The organism is Capilliphycus salinus ALCB114379 (genome assembly GCF_047276495.1).
Lineage (GTDB): Bacteria > Cyanobacteriota > Cyanobacteriia > Cyanobacteriales > Microcoleaceae > Capilliphycus > Capilliphycus salinus.
The window spans coordinates 4,347,418-4,364,829 of record NZ_CP178543.1 but is presented as its reverse complement, the minus strand read 5'-3'; the positions used below and the strand labels follow the sequence as shown (position 1 = coordinate 4,364,829).

The following is a 17,412-nucleotide window of genomic DNA, read 5'->3' as shown; positions in this document are numbered from 1 at the left end:
GGGGGGGTTCAGCTTCATCTCGGACTTGTAGTACAGATCGGGGTACAACCGGCCCCCAGATCACAGACCATCTCACCTATAGAGGTGGGGACGGGGAGGATCATCGATTCGATCCGACGCAGGACAGGGTTTTGTAAAACGCTTCAACTTTTATTTAACTGATGAGACACCCCACAAACCCCCTGCGGCTATGAGTTACCCGGTTTCTCACAGAAACCCTCTATATATAGATGTGACGAGAGACGATCGCTAAAACGCTTCAACTTTTATTTAACTGAGTTTATGACGAAATATAACAAATTGCATAACCTCATATATACCAGACATATGTATCAACAAGCAAAGGTCAGAACAATTAAAAATTATCAGCCTTTGATGGAGATTGATTGAGTTTTTTCTCTAATGCAATCCTTGAATTTTATCGGTTTTAGTTGAACTAAAATCCTTGCTTTGCCAGGGTTTTTAGACGATAAAATATCTGAATTTTGTCTAACATTCAACGATGAAGATAACCCCTGGCGGCATGACTAACCGATTCCGCTCTCAAGATTTCACGTAATCCAATCCAACAGGAATAAATTATGGCTGCAATGAAAAATAATGAATTTGCAACGCTCGTTGACCTGCTCAATTATCGCAGCGCTCATCAACCCAATCACACTGCATATATCTTCTTAGAAGAAGGAGAAAAAGAATCTTGTAAACTGACTTATGAAGAACTCGACCAACAAGCAAAAGCGATCGCCGTATCTCTACAATCCTTAGCAAAAGTAGGAGAACGGGCGTTAATGTTGTATCCTCCGGGGATAGAATTTCTACCTGCATTTTTCGGATGTCTCTATGCAGGAATCGTTCCAGTACCGGCTTATCCGCCCCGTTCAAATCAAAATTTAACCCGGCTAGAATCGATTATATCCGATGCCGAAGTTGGCTTAGTTTTAACGACCGAATCTGTTTTAGAAAAGAGCAAAAGTCAGTTTGCCCAAAACAGTCATTTCACGAATATTCACTACGTCGCAACTGAAACAATTTCCACAGAACTCGCTTCAAACTGGCAAAAACCGACCTTAGATCAAAACAGTTTGGCTTTTCTTCAATATACCTCTGGCTCAACCGGAAATCCAAAAGGGGTAATGGTTACGCATCAAAATATATTGCATAATGAACGCCTAATTAAAATGGCAATGGGGCATTCAGAAAAAACAATGTTTGTCGGTTGGTTGCCGCTTTTCCATGATATGGGATTAGTCGGAAATGTACTGCAACCGTTGTATTTAGGAATCCCCTCAATTTTAATGTCTCCGGTTGCGTTTTTACAAAAGCCAATTCGCTGGTTACAAGCGATTAGCCGCTACAAAGCAACAACCAGTGGCGGCCCCAATTTTGCCTATGATTTGTGTGTTCAAAAAATTCAACCGGAACAATGCACAGACATCGATCTCAGTAGTTGGACTGTTGCTTTTAATGGGGCAGAACCGATCCGGGCTGAAACCTTAGAAAAGTTTACGAAAACCTTTGCTCCTTTTGGTTTTCGCCCGCAAGCTTTTTACCCTTGTTATGGGATGGCAGAAACGACCTTATTTGTATCCGGTGGTCTGCAAAGTTTGTCCCCCGTTTTCTATGAAGTTAATCGGACTCAATTACAACAAAATCGAATTGAGCGAGTTAAAAATCAACCCGTCGATTCTCAAACTTTAGTCGGTTGCGGACAAACGTTTTTTGACAAAATTATTATTGTCGATCCGGAGTCTCAAATTCGCTGTGAACCCAACCAAGTGGGAGAAATTTGGGTGGCTGGAGGCAGTGTTGCCAAAGGCTATTGGAACCGACCGGATTTAACTGAAAAAACCTTCGGCGCCCAGTTAGCCGATACCAAAGAAGGGCCGTTTTTACGAACAGGTGACTTGGGATTTTTCCAAGAGGGAGAACTGTTTATTACCGGACGTCTCAAAGATGTAATTATCATTCGGGGTCGCAATCATTATCCCCAAGATATTGAACAAACGGTTGAGAAAAGTCATCCCGCATTACGAGCCAATTCTGGAGCCGCTTTTGCTGTAGAAATTGACGGCACCGAACAATTAGTTATCGCCCAAGAAGTTGAACGCAGTTTTATCCGTAAACTCGATGTAGATGAAGTTGTAGCCGCCATTCGCAAAGCGGTTTCAGAAGAACATGAACTTCTAGTTTCTGCGGTAATCTTATTAAAAACCGCCAGCATTCCTAAAACATCCAGTGGCAAAATTCAACGCCATGCTTGCAAACAAGGCTATTTAGAAAACACCCTCAACGCCGTCGGTTCTTGGACGGGAATGACGGAAAAAATCTCATCATCAACTGCAAAAACAACCACTGCTAAACAAGCAACCCCCCGAGAGATTCAACAATGGATTATTTATTGGTTAAGTCAGAAAGTAAAACTAGAACCTTGGGCAATTGATCCGAGCAAAGCATTGGCTGACTATGGACTTGATTCTGTAACGGCTGTGGAATTAGCAGACGGTTTGGGTAACTGGTTAGGACAGTCCCTCGACATGACTCTAGCCTGGAATTTTCCCACCATTGAAGCGCTTGCAAATTATCTCGCCAGTCTTTCCAATTCCAACACAAAATCAACAGCAGAACCCCCCGAACAAACCCCAGAAAATCATTCCGAGCAAGATTCTAATCAGTTAATTGAAGTCGCCACAACTCTCAGTGAGCTTTCTGAATTAGAAATCGCTCAATTGCTCGCCCAAGAAATCACAATGGTTCAACAAAGCAAATAAAAAATGAATCTTCAAACTCAAGCAAAAACATCGTTACCCCAAGGGAAAATTGCACCCGACCACCCCGACTATAAAGCGCTGTTGCAAAGTGCGTTTCTCGAACTCAGAAAAACCCGCATTGAACGAGATACGCTCAAATATCAACAAACCGAACCCATTGCAATTATTGGAATAGGTTGTCGCTTTCCAAAAGGTGCAGAAAGTCCCGAAACTTACTGGCAATTATTACGCGATGGAGTCAACGCCGTTGAAGAAGTTCCCGCCCAACGTTGGGATATTGAAAGTTATTACGATCCCGATCCCAGCGCTCCCGGAAAAATGTACACCCGCTACGGAAGTTTTCTCCAAGATGTAGACTGTTTCGATGCCAATTTCTTCGGTATTTCTCAGCGAGAAGCCGCAGAACTTGATCCCCAACAACGCCTGCTTTTGGAAATGTCTTGGGAAGCTTTAGAAAACGCCGGACAGCCCTTTAAAAAGCTGACTGGAAGCCGAACCGGAGTTTTTATCGGATTAACAACCGATGACTATTCTCACCAACTCATTAACCCCCAACAGCGTTTTCAAATTAACCCCTACCGTAGTTTAGGCACGTTACGCTGTATGGCAGCCGGACGTTTAGCTTATTTCTACAACTTTCAAGGGCCGGCTATTCAGTTAGATACTGCCTGTTCTTCTTCCCTACTATCTGTGCATTTAGCTTGTCAAAGTTTGCGTTCTCGCGAGTGTAATTTAGCCCTTGCTGGCGGAATTAATTTAATGTTAACTCCCGAAACAACCATCGGTTTGTGCAAAATGAGGGCTTTGAGTAGTGATTATCGTTGCAAAACCTTTGATGCTCAAGCTGACGGCTATGTTCGCGGCGAAGGAGGCGGCGTGGTGGTTCTCAAGCGTTTATCGGAGGCTGTTGCAGACGGCGATCGCATTCTCGCCACCATTCGGGGGTCAGCCGCCAACCACGACGGCTTAACCAACGGACTGACGGCACCTAACGGTTTGGCCCAAGAAGCGGTTATTCGCCAAGCGCTGCAAAATGCCGGTGTTCGTCCCGAGCAAATTCAATATGTAGAAGCTCACGGAACCGGAACTTCTTTGGGTGATCCGATAGAGGTTTTAGCCTTGGCGAATGTGTTAGGAAAAAACAGAGAAAACAGTCATCCTCTGGCGCTGGGTTCGGTGAAAACCAATATTGGTCATTTAGAAGCCGCCGCAGGTATCGCCAGTTTAATTAAAGTTGTTCTTTGTTTGCAAAATCAGCAAATTCCTCCCCATCTTCACTTGCAAAATCCTAATAGTTATATTCGCTGGAAACAACTTCCGGTTGTCGTTCCGACTCAACTCACCCCCTGGCTGACTCTAGAAGAAAGCCGACTGGCTGGAATTAGTTCTTTTGGAATGAGCGGCACGAATGTTCACTTAATTGTTGAGGAGAATAATCGCTAATGTCTGTTGTGCAACTGATCGATTCTTCACCGAAAACCACCCCAGAACGTCCTTATCATCTGTTAACTTTATCCGCAAAAAGTGCGACAACGCTACAAAAACTCGCCGAACGTTATCATAGTTTTCTGAACAATTCTTCCGATGTTTCTTTGGCTGATATTTGCTTTACCGCCAACACCAAGCGATCGCATTTGAATCACCGTCTCGCCATTATTACTGAATCTCTACCCCAACTCCAAGAACAGTTACAAAGTTTTCTGAGTTCCAAAACCCCCAAAGGTGTTCTCGCCGGACAAATTTCTTCCCAAGGAAAACTCAATCAAATTGTCTTTTTATTTACGGGTCAAGGTTCTCAATATGTCAACATGGGACGGGTGCTTTATGAGACTCAACCCACCTTTCGCCGCATCCTTAATCAATGTGATGAAATTCTCCAACCTCTGTTAAATTGTTCGCTCCTTTCAATTCTTTATCCGGATAATTCTGATTCTCCCGAACTCCATCAAACCGCTTACACTCAACCCGCTTTATTTGCTTTAGAATATGCTTTGGCTCAGTTGTGGCAATCTTGGGGAATTGTGCCGGATGCCGTTATGGGTCATAGTGTTGGGGAATATGTGGCGGCTTGTGTTGCGGGTGTTTTTAGCCTAGAAGACGGACTGAAATTAATCGCCAAACGAGCAAGTTTAATCCAAAGTCTCCCCAAAAATGGGATGATGGCGGCGGTGTTTGCTTCGGAAGAAACCATCGCAAAAACGTTAAAAACAAATCAACTTGATGTCGATATTGCGACCATTAATGGCAATGAAAATGTTGTGATTTCTGGTTTAAAAGAATCGGTGGAGAAGGTTCTATCTATTCTAGAATCCCAGGGAATTAAAGCAAAACCTTTGCAAGTTTCCCATGCTTTCCATTCTTCGTTAATGGAGCCAATATTAGCACCTTTTCAAGAAGTTGCTGAATCTTTAACCTATCATTCTCCGCGTTTACCGCTCATTTCTAATGTTACGGGTCAACCCTTTCAACCCGAAGAAGTCCCCGATGCGGCTTATTGGTGTCGTCATCTTCGGGGTGCCGTCAGATTTTCCGATGGAATGGAGACTCTCTACCAACAAGGTTATCGCATTTTTATCGAAATGGGGCCGAGTTCAACGCTTTTGAACATGGGACAACGGTGTTTAACTGCATCTGATGGACTCTGGCTTTCATCTTTAAAACGAGGACAATGTGATTGGTTTCCGCTATTAGAAAGTTTGGGTCAGTTACACGTTGAGGGAATAGAAATTAATTGGAGAATGCTGGATAAAGATTATCAGCGCCGTCAGGTTTCTTTACCCAGTTATCCTTTTGAACGTCAACGTTTTCAGCTTGAGCTTTTGACTGAAAATCCCGCTGTTTATTCACCGAAAATATTGGAGAAACCGACGGTTAAAGTCTCAGATAATCTCCAGTTATTTTATCAGTGGCAATGGCAGTGTGAAACGTTACCAACTCCCCATCAATTCCCCTCGGGTGATGTTCTGATTTTTGGTGATTCCAAAACTCTGGCTTCTAGTATAAAACAGGCGATACCCGAGGAAAACCATAAGTTCTTTTGGGTGATGCCAGGAGAGGGTTTTCAACAGGAGGGAAATGAGTTTATTATTAATCCCAACTCTCCCGAAGATTACGAACAATTAATGGCAAAAATAAAAGCGAATGGTCATTCTTTGGGGGCAGTTATTCACCACTGGAATTCCCAACAGGTTCAAGAATTAGACCCTCAAACTCTCTCCGAAAAGACTTTGGCGGAAAGTGCCTACAGTGTCTTATTTTTAGGACAGGCTTTGCTCAAACATTTTCCGGGGAAATCAACAAGTTTGCTGTTGACAACCTACAACAATTATGCAGTGGTTGAAAGTTCTCAGTTACTCGGGGTTCATCAATGTTTAGGCGCAACGTTAACCCAAATTATCAGCCAGGAAAATCCCAACCTAAAAACAAAGGTTGTTGATGTTGTTTCCAGCGAGATAACTTTAGAAAAATTGACGCAGTTATGGATACAAGAACTGCAAACAGAACCAACAGAGGAAGGAATTATTGCCATTCGAGGACAACAGCGATTTGTTAGAAATTTAGCCCCAATAAAGTCTTTAACTCGTCAATCTAATTCCATCATTCAAGACAACGACACCTATTTAATTACCGGAGGAACCAGCGCCGTAGCGGTAGAACTCATCAAAGGTTTACTGGCTGAGAATCGACTGAATTTAGTGTTAACAGGTCGTCAACCGTTACCGCCCAAAGAAGAATGGGTAGAATGCTTAGAAAAAAATCATCCAGAAAGGGAGCGCATTCGTACTATTCAACAGTTAGAAAAAATGGGTTCAACGGTTATTTATGAAGCCGTTGACGTAACTGACGCTAAAGAAATGAAAGCGTTAATGGAGAGAATTAAACAGCGTTTTGTTCGTCTCGATGGAGTCATTCACGCTGCGGGAATCTTCGACCATCAGACGGTAAAACTGACTCAAAAACAACCGGAAACCATCGCTAAAGTGTTCGCGCCAAAAGTGCAAGGAACTTTAATTTTAGATGCGATAACTTGTAACCAACCCCTCAAGTTTTTTGTTCTGCTTTCATCGGCGAGTGCATCCAAGAAAAACTGGGGAGAATATGCGGGTGATTATGCGGCGGCTAATGCTTTTCTCGATCACTATGCTGTTTATCGTTCTCAACAACAAAGCCCCGGACGTTCTTTGGCGATTAATTTTTCAATTTGGCAAAATTTAGGAATTGCTAAAGCCAGGGGTGAGGGGTTAGTGTTTGCGGCAAAAATGGCAGGACTCAACCCTTTAGAAACCCAACAAGCTACTCGGAGTTTTATTGAGGTCTTGTCTTCTAATAGTCCGGTTGTTACTCACGTAATTGACTTAATCAAAACACCTTCAGTTACAACAGTTCACCCTAACTCTACACCTGAACCCGGCGTAAAAATTCCCGAAAATATACAATTGTTGGTTGAAGAAATTTTAAACCAACATTTGGTTAGTAGCCAAGAAAACATCGAAGGCGATCGCACGTTTCCCGAACTGGGCTTGGACTCGTTAGGAGCCGTTGAAGTGATCAAACAACTCAATCAAACCCTCAAAATTAACTTATCACCAACGCTGTTATTTGAGTATCAAACCCCAAACCAATTAATCGATTACTTAGAGGAACGTTATGGTTCAACCTCACAAACAGACACGGTAGAAAAACCATTAAAAATTCAAAAACAACCCCAAAAATTTCAAGATATCGCTATCATTGGCATGGCTTGTAAGGTTCCTGGCGCAAACAATTTAAGCGAGTATTGGAACCTGTTAAAAGAAGGACGTTCTGCGATTAAAGAGGTTCCGAATAGTCGTTGGTCTGCCGAAGATTATTTTGATGAAACCGGAGAAAAAAGCCATACAACCTATTGTAAACAAGGAGGATTTATTGATAATCCCTTTGACTTTGATCCCTTATTTTTTGGGATTTCACCCCGAGAAGCCAAAGTCATGGACCCTCAACAACGTCTGTTTTTAGAGATAGCTTGGACGACTTTACAACAGGCGGGTTATGGAGGCAAACACCGCCCCAAAGATATCGGCGTTTTCGTGGGTTGCGGACAAAATAACTATGCCGAACACTTTGTTAATTCTCAATATTATGGAGCGTTGCGCCATCGTTTAGAGAGTAGCACTTGGTTTAATCAGCTTCAGAATGAAACTCGCCAGTCTTTTGTAAATTTACTCGAAGACATCCTAAAACCGAGCGAGATTCTATCAGAAACCGCAGCAGGAAATGAGTTTAATCAACTCGCTGCACGGGTGAGTCATTGCTTAGATTTAACCGGGCCGAGTTTAGCCGTCAGTACCGCTTGTTCATCCTCGTTAGTTGCCTTACATTTGGCTTGTGAAAGTTTACGTTCGGGTCAAAGTTCGATGAGTATTGTCGGTGGGGTAAACTTAAATCTGAGTCCGACTCCGCTGACGTTATTGAGTCGTGTAAAAGCGCTTTCTCCGACTGCAACTTGTTATCCTTTTGACGCACGAGCGAATGGAATGGTAATCGGTGAAGGTGCGGGAGCGTTACTCTTAAAACCGCTAGAAAAAGCCATTGTAGATGGTGATTATATCCATGCAGTAATTAAAGGGTCTGCTATCAACAATGATGGTCATTCTCAAGGTATAACGGCTCCCAATCCTCAAGGACAAGCTGCGGCTATTCGTGAAGCTTATACGCAGTTTAATATTGACCCCAATACCATCTCTTATATTGAGACACATGGTACCGGAACTTTACTGGGAGATCCGATAGAAATTGAAGGAATGACTCAGGCTTTTCGTAGCTTTACTGAACGCCGTCAATTTTGTGGTGTGGGTTCGGTTAAATCTTCAATTGGTCACTGTTTATCAGCATCGGGAATTATTAGTTTGATTAAAGTGGTGTTATCGATGCAAAATGACATGATTCCTCCCACCAAAGGCTTTAAAACGCCTAATTCTAATATTAACTTTGCCGAAACACCCTTTTATACAGTCGGAGAAGAGGGGATCATTTGGAAGCAGAAAAATAAACCTTTACGGGCTGGAGTAAATGGGTTTGGATTTGGCGGTACCAACTGTCATGTTATCTTAGAACAGGCTCCATCTTTACCCTCGTTAGCGAGTGAATATTCTCCTCAATCTCATCTGTTTTTATTGACGGCTCGTAACCAACAGGTACTTCAAACTGTTGCCAAACAACTGCGGGAACATCTGTTAAATTATCCCGAAGAAAACCTTTCTTCTGTTGCTTTCACGTTCAATAATACTCAGCGAGAATTTCCCAATAAAACCGCTTTTGTTGTTGAAGCTCGCAAACAGCTTTTAGATTACCTAGAGGCTATCGAAAATAACACAAAAATCGGTAATATTTATCAAGGTCGAGCGAATTCCAACCGTCCCCCTTCTCTATCTGTATTTTTGGATGGTTCGAGTCTTTTAACCCCAGAAGAAACTCAAGTTGTAGCCGAACATTTTCCCCGTTTTAAAGCGGCTTATCAAGAATGTCAAACAACTTGGCAAAAGTTTAGTTTAACGGGTAAAGATTCCCAAAAGATGTTCAACCAAAAAGCTCATGTATTTGCAGTTCAGTATGCTTTATCGACTTGGTTAATGTCTTTGGAATTACAACCGACTTCTTTGCTGGCTGAAGATATCGGTATTTTAGTGGCGGCTTGTTTATCTGGACGGTTAACTTTAGAAGATGCGATCGCCGCTTTAGCCCGTTTGGAAGGTGAAAAAATTGTGCTTCCTCTGAATACTCTTTCCCCAGAAAAGAGCATTAAAACTCAGTGGAATTGTCCTTTAATTACACCGAATGCTATCTTCAAAAACCCGACTACTCTTTCAAGTTTACAGCTTAGTGCTTTGGTGCAATCATCCAATTCATTACATCCTCGCCACTATCAAGAAATGTTGGCAAAAGGGGGAATTTGTCTCGGTTTGGGAAATGAACGTCAACCGCAGAATTTAGAGGCAAATTTAACTTGGATCGCGCCCAATGTTAAACAGCAAAGTGTGACCCGTTTACTAACATTAATGGCTCAATTATATACTGTCGGAGTTCGCTTTAATAGTGGCGAATTATTCCCTCAAGGAAGACGTCGACTCCCCTTACCCACTTATCCTTTTGAACACCAACGCTATCGGGCAACAATCGCAAATCAAGAAGCAATTGAAGCACCTTCTACCTCTCCCGTCAACCCAGATTTATTACCAACCGATCAACTTCCTACGCTCTCCCCAGAGCAACGTCACTCCAGTTATTTAGCTTTAGCAAAAGAGTTCAAAAGGTTGAGTTAATCTGTTTCGTTCATTCCCAAATTTGCGTTTTTGTCTTGCTCAAATTCAAGTAGACAAAATCGAAAAATTTCCCCGGTCAATTTACTCATTCAAAAGCATTGAAAGACATTATGAACACACTCAAAAATCTACCTCAAGGCCCGAAAAATCATCCTTTATTCCAGCTATTTCAATGGATGAATAACACCCTAGAGTATATGGATACTGCACAGCAGAAGTATGGCGATTTATTTACGGTTTGTTTGGGGTCTAAAACACAACCAACTGTTTATGTTAGTAATCCTGAAGCAATTCAACAGATTTTTAACGGCGAATCTAAGGAATTTACAAATCCTGGAAATCAGCTTTTTAAACCTGTTTTGGGACAAAATGCTTTGGGAACATTAACAGGTAAACGTCACCAACGCCACCGCCAATTAATCATGCCTTGCTTTCATGGAAACCATCTGCAAGCCTATGCAAAACTCATCTGCGACACCACTGAAGAGATGTTTAAAAACTTAACTGCCGGACAAACATTTTCTGCTCATACAATCACAGAAGAAATATCAGGAAAAGTGATTCTCAAAGCTGTATTTGGAAACCATCAAAGCTTACAACAACTTAATCAACTGACAAGTTCAGTGCTAGATTTTTTCGCGAAGAATCCGATTGCATCAAGTTTATTGTTTTTGCCATTTTTGAGAACCGACTTAGGTCGCTGGAGTCCTTGGGGATATGTTTGTCATTTGATGCGACAAATTGACAACTTTATCTATGCTGAAATTGCTGAACGTCGTCAAAATTTTGATCCACATAGAACGGACATTCTTAATTTACTAATGGCGGCAAAAGATGAAGCGGGAGAAGGAATGAGCGAGCAAGAATTACGCGACGAATTAGTAATGCTTATTTTTGGCGGTAAAGATGCTGTCGCTTCCGCAATGGCTTGGTCACTTTACTGGGTCAATCGTTCTAATAATGTACAAGAAAAGTTGCAAAAAGAACTGATGTCTATTGGTTCCGAGGAAAACCCCCTCAATATTGCTCGTTTACCCTATCTAAACGCAGTTTGCCAAGAAATTCTGCGGATTAGTCCCGTAGAGATTCAAGGACAACCACGCATTGTTTCATCTCCTGTGGAATTAGTCGGTTACAAATTACCTGTTGGCACCGTTTTAATTCCTTCAATTTATCTGGTTCATCGGCGAGAAGATTTATACCCAAACCCCGAACAATTTAAGCCTGAACGTTTTCTCAATCAAAAATTTTCTTATTATGAATATCTCCCGTTTGGTGGAGGAAGTCGTCGCTGTATTGGCTCTGCATTTGCACAACTAACCCTAAAACTATTTTTAGCAACGACTACTTCACGTTATCAACTTAAATTGGTGAGCGCTCAACCTGTACGTCCGACTTTGCGAGGATTAAATCTTATCCCTCACGATGGGGTGAAAATGACATTCTTGGGACAGTCAACGATGGTTTCCAGTCCGCTTAGTTCCGCCACCGTTTAGTTGTTAAAGACCGATCTTAAGCCCTGTTTCGATATCGTCAATCAGAAAAAAAAACACAATGATTTACAATTCTGTCTGCGATCAAATCTATACCCTAATCGCTGCAATTTCCGGTCACACTGTCAAAGATTTAGAACCAGATTTATTTCTCGAAAGTGATTTAGGACTCGACTCAATTAAAACAGTTGAACTGCTGAACGGTTTAATTAAATTGATTCCTGAATACCGACAAGAAGCTTTCTTACAAGCGGTTCCAATGGAAGAATTGATGCAGTTGCAAACCTTAGGAGAAATTACTGCGATCGCTCAAGATTGGTTAGAGTCTAAAGAATCAACAGAAAACCAAACCGTTTCCGATGAAATCACAGCAGAATCCGTTGAATTAATTGATTCTCAGTACATCTTTTTGGCGACTCATTTAGCTGTTTCTTCCTGTAGTGTTTGTTCAACCGTAAGATTCAAAGGAATATTCGATTCTCAAATCGCTCAAAAAAGTTGGAAAGACCTTCTATTCCGTCATCCAATGTTGAGAGCTTTCTTCTCTATTCCTACCGATACTCAAAGTTTTAAAGATTACCAACTTCGGGTTTTAAATAATCCCCAACCTCCCGAATTATCGGTTATTGATTTACGAGATTTTGATGCTAAAACTCAAGAGTCTCGCATTCAAGAAATAGTCAATGAGGCAATTAATGAAACCTGGTCTCTTGAACAATGGCCTTTACATCGCTTTTTTGCATTGCGTTTAGAGGACTCTGTTTATGAAATTGGGTTCACCCATCATCACGTTTTCGCCGATGGATTAAGTAATCAAATTGTGTTGCGGGAATTTATCGAAATTTACGCGGCAAACTTAAAGGGAACCGAACCTAATTTACAGCCCTTAACAACCGTTGAAGCCTATCGCAAACAAACCGAAAAAATCAATAGTTGGCAAGATAAACAAGCAGAAACTTCCCTACAAAACTATCTCAGTCAACAAGGGAAAAACAAATTCTTCTGGAATCCTCAAGGACAGACTATTCCTCGCAAAAATGGCAAATTTCGCAGTCTTCCCTATCAGTTAGAACCAAATCTTACAGCCGCCTTAATTGATCGCGCTCGGGGTTGGCGTTTGTCTCTAAACACCTTATTAGTTGGCGCTTATTTACAGGCGCTCGCTGAAATTCATCAACAAACTCAGTCAATTATTCTCAACATTCCCACCAGCGGACGGACTTATCCGGAAGTTGATGTTTCTCAAATGGTGGGTTGTTTTGCCGAAAATATCGCCCTAAGTTTCCCAATTTCTAAGAGTCAAAACGATGACTTATCCTTCCTAAAATTGGTGCAGTCAGAACTTCAAACCGCCCTTGTATCTCGTTATGATAACGCCCAGACTGTTATGATGGGGAATTTATTACGAGAAAAAATAAAGCTGAACGAGGGTAAATTGCCCGCGATGGCAGCGAGTTTGATCCAAACAGCAATCAAATCTAATTTGTATCTTTCAAATATGGGGCAAACCCATCTGAAAACCGATTATCAATCGCTGAAAATTATTAATTATCGTTCGGCAACCGGAAGCATACCGGGCGGGATAGATACCTTGGTTGAAATGTTTGATAATCGCCTACATTTCAGTACAAATTATGATGAAAATTGCTTCACTGCATCTTTTATTGATGCTTTGCTGAATGAATTTATCGCCTCACTCAAACGCCTCGCCTTTCTTGATACTGAAAGCAATTCGGTTAACCCAAACTGTTCTATTTTGCCCGAGGATTCCCGTTTTTGTTCTATCTTGCAAAAAGTGGCTTGTAATATCTGTCATCTCTCCATTAACGAACAAGATTTGGGACAAGATTTAGAAGCAGATTTAGGCATCGACTCCTTAGAACGAATTCGGATGATTACCGCCCTCGAAAAAGAACTGGGTCAGAAATTAGATCGTCAGGCTTTATTGAGTTGTCGTAGTTTGGCAGAAATGGCTCAGGTTCTCACTCCCGCTGCTGATAATTCTGTATCCAATCAAGCCGATGTTTCTATTCCCTATGTAGCAATTATTGAGCAAGTAAAACAAACGCCCAATGCTATTGCTGTCCTCGATCCAGAAACTCCACTCACCTACCAAAAATTACACCGCCTTTCTAATCAAATTGCCCATTATTTGCGACAGGAAGGAGTTAAACCGGGGGATTTAATTGGGATTATGACCCAACGAAATTCTTTCCTCTGGGTGGGTATTTTAGGGATTCTGAAAGCAGGTGCGGCTTATGTTCCAATCGATCCGACTTATCCATCGGAACGGATTTGTTATATGCTCAATCATGCTGAAATTGGAATATTATTAACTGAATCTCAACTAACCGATAAAATCGAGCCTTGTTTGATGTCAGAGTTGGCATTGCGGGGGTTAGTATTCTTGGATGAAGGGGCGTATTTAGCGAATAAAAAACCCTTAAAACAAGTTAATCGGGGCGTTTGGTCTCAAGAGTCCGAAAGCGATCTTCCCCTATTAAATACCCCAGATGATTTGATGGTTGTTTTGTATACTTCCGGGTCTACTGGTCGTCCGAAAGGGGTAATGCTAAATCATCGCGGCTATATGAATCGCCTGGAATGGATGCAAAAAACTTTTATGCTCAAACCTGGCGATCGCGTCGCTCAAAAAACCTCTTGTTGTTTTGATATTTCAATCTGGGAAATTTTCTGGCCTTTAATGGTAGGAGCAACAGTTTGTCCGGTGCATAAAGACACAGTAAAAGATCCCTGGAGTCTCGCCCAATGGCTGAATGAAACTCAGATTAATATTATGCACTTTGTGCCGTCTTTGTTTGGGGAATTTATCAATGCTTTAGCCGAAGAAAATCACGAATTTCCTCACCTGCGCTGGTTAATTTTTAGCGGCGAAGCTTTACCCATTCCCTTTATTCAAGCCTGGTTAGAGCAATATGGAAAAACCACCGGACTTGCTAATCTTTACGGCCCAACAGAAGCGTCAATTGATGTTAGTTGTCACATTATTCGTCAGCGTCCAGGAGAGCAAGGAGAAACCAGTATTCCCATTGGTAAAGCCATTGATAATGTTGATTTGTTGATCCTCGATGAACATCAAAAACCCGTTACTCCGGGAGAATTGGGAGAATTATGGATCGGAGGAATACAACTGGCTCAAGGTTATCTAAAAGACCCAGAACGAACCGCTAAAGCCTTCTGTTCTAATCCGTTTTCTCATATTAATGGAAAGTATTTGTATCGAACAGGAGACTTGGCAAAACAACTCCCCGACGGCAGTTTTGAATATCACGGACGCATCGATCATCAAGTAAAAATTCGCGGTTTTCGTGTTGAACTCGGAGAAATTGAAAGCGTTCTTTTGTCTCATCCCGCAGTTAATGAAGCGGCTGTGGTGGTGATAGATTTAAGTTCGGGTAAACGATTAGTTGCCGGTTTAGTTGGCAGTCATGTTGATCCTCGACAAATGAAGGAATTTCTCAAGCAACGTTTACCGGATTATATGATTCCCCATCGTTTGGAATGGTTCCAAAATTTGCCCAAAAATCACAATGGTAAACTCGACCGCAAAGCGCTTTTAGCTGTTATTAATGGTGAAGAAATTCCCGCACCTACTCCCACAAAACCCATTGAAGAATGCTTGCCTTTAGGCCCCGCTCAACGCTGGTTAGTGCGATATTTTGATGCCCCTTATCAGTGGACAGGTTACACTCGTTGTCTTTATCATCAGCCCCTCGATCTCGAACTTTTTAACCAAGCTTTGAATTGTTTAATTGAGCGTCATTGGGCATTACGAACGGTCTTTTTACAACGTCAAGGACAATGGTGGCAACAGGAAATTCATCCCACAGAACCGTTAAAAGTTATTTACTATGATGGTACTCATTTGAGTCCTGAACAACGGGATATTCAAATGCACAAAACCGTTCAAGAAATCGGTCAACAGCTTCGGATTGATTCTTGGCCGCTAATTCAAGTGATGGTCATTAAGGTCAATAATTCTTGTTATGACATTAATATGATCGGACATCATATTATTGGCGACTTGCTGAGTAGTCAAGTGTTATTTCGAGAATTGTGGTTTATTTATAGCCAGCTTTTAAGCGGTCTACAAGATGTCTTGAAAGATTTACCGACGACTGTTTCTTATGCGGATTATGTGCGTTATTTGATGGCGGAAGAATCTCAGGGTAATTTAGAAAGTCATATTGACTATTGGAAATCTCAGTTTCCTTCTCCTCAGTCGGCTTTCCAAATTCCTCTCGATCAACAATTGGGTACGAATTTAGAAACATCTGCGGTGAGTGAATGGTTTACTTTACCCAAAGATCAGACGGCTTTTCTATTAAGTCGAGCGAAAAAATACTATGGCTGTAACGTTTACTCTCTTTTATTAGCGCCTTTATATCGATTGATGGCACAGTGGAGTGGTAGCGAACAAGTGGTTTTGAGTCATCGCAGTCATAGCCGAAATTTAGGGCAGAATAATCAGTTTTTTAGCAGTGTTGGTAATTTTGCCACGAATTTTCCTCTGGGATTGGCGGTAAATAATCAAGAAGAATGGCAGACTTTTATTCAGCGAATTAAAGACAAGTTTAATGAGCTACCGATGAATGGAAGTACCTTTGATTGGATTGGCGAACAACTGCCCAGTTATCTCTATCCTGATAATTATCTCACGCCTGTACGAGCGAATTATTTTGGCAATCGAAATATTCGCCCTTCAGAAATCTTTGAGTTTATCAAAGAAGATTGGGATCGTCGTCTGTCGCCACCCGAACAGAAACGCACAACTTTATTGGAGTTTTTCTTCTGCATTACCGATGACTGTTTGGAGTTACAAATTGAATATTCTAGCCATTTCCACTTCCGCGAAACTATCCAGAAACTCGGGCAAGATTATTTACAACTTTTGCGGGATTTATTGGCAGAGGTTCCCAACGATCAACCTTCCGTTTCTCCATCTCAAAACCATCAATCTCCCAATCATCTGACTACAGTTTCTACAGATAAATCTTCTCTACCGTTAGCAGGAAAAGTGGCAATTGTTACGGGTGCAGATGGCGAAATCGGTCGGGCGATCGCGCTAAAGTTAGCAAGTCAGGGCGCTAAAGTTGCAGCAATTTCTCAAACTCTTGAACACCTTCAAGATACTGTTACCCAAATTCAACAATGGGGAGGAGAAGCCATCTCAATTTCCGCAGATATCAGCGATTTAGAAGCCGTAGAAACTGCATTTAAACAAGTTGCCGAACAATGGGATGGGATTCATATTTTGGTGAATAATCCTGAAATTACAGGTTCGGCAATATTAGCAGATTCCGATCCGGCTGAGTGGCGACGAATTGTAGAAGTTAATCTGTTTGGAACCTACAATTGTTGTCGCACGGCTATTCCTTATCTCCTCCAAAAAGGCGAAAGAAAAATTATCAATTTAGGATCGGATTCTTCTTTTGTAGGTTATCCTGTATTTAGTGCGGATGCGGTTTCTAAACATGGCATTTTAGGGTTAACCAAATCGTTATCAGAAGAACTCAAACCGCACAATATTCAGGTGAATGCAGTTTGTCCGGCTGGCGTTGATAGCGCTCAAACTCAGAAAGCCTTTTGTAACTCTACGATTGCTTCAGAACAAGTTGCAGAGGTCGTTTATTTTCTGGCTAACCCCGCTATCAATAGCATCACTGGAGAATGTCTAAAACTCTTTGGTCAACAGGAGATTTTCCAGGGTTCACAACATTTGTTAGAACCGGAAAAAACTCATCCCAATCCAGATAAAAACCTCTCTACCCATCAAGCCTTTTCACCGATGAAATAGGCACAATCAAAGGAAGGATAAAAACCAATATTTTA

The 17,412-nt window shown here is 41.7% G+C and carries 5 protein-coding genes; all 5 read left to right on the top strand.

Annotated elements, in window-relative coordinates; all coding sequences use genetic code 11:
- The first annotated feature begins 581 nt into the window (after window positions 1-581).
- Complete coding sequence (locus ACL6C3_RS17945; RefSeq protein ID WP_413160376.1) at window positions 582-2,768, top strand: AMP-binding protein; 2,187 nt, start codon at window positions 582-584, stop codon at window positions 2,766-2,768.
- A 3-nt stretch (window positions 2,769-2,771) separates the two neighbouring features.
- Window positions 2,772-4,211, top strand: coding sequence for a type I polyketide synthase (locus ACL6C3_RS17940; RefSeq protein ID WP_413160374.1), 1,440 nt, complete (start codon window positions 2,772-2,774; stop codon window positions 4,209-4,211).
- Window positions 4,211-10,066, top strand: a complete 5,856-nt coding sequence (locus ACL6C3_RS17935) for an SDR family oxidoreductase (RefSeq protein WP_413160372.1) — start codon at window positions 4,211-4,213, stop codon at window positions 10,064-10,066. The genes ACL6C3_RS17940 and ACL6C3_RS17935 overlap by 1 nt, the downstream gene beginning before the upstream one ends.
- 110 nt (window positions 10,067-10,176) lie before the next feature.
- A complete protein-coding gene (locus ACL6C3_RS17930; RefSeq protein WP_413160370.1) occupies window positions 10,177-11,562 on the top strand; it encodes a cytochrome P450 in 1,386 nt (461 codons plus the stop codon).
- A 58-nt stretch (window positions 11,563-11,620) separates the two neighbouring features.
- Window positions 11,621-17,377, top strand: a complete 5,757-nt coding sequence (locus tag ACL6C3_RS17925; RefSeq protein WP_413160368.1) for an amino acid adenylation domain-containing protein — start codon at window positions 11,621-11,623, stop codon at window positions 17,375-17,377.
- Window positions 17,378-17,412: the final 35 nt, after the last annotated feature.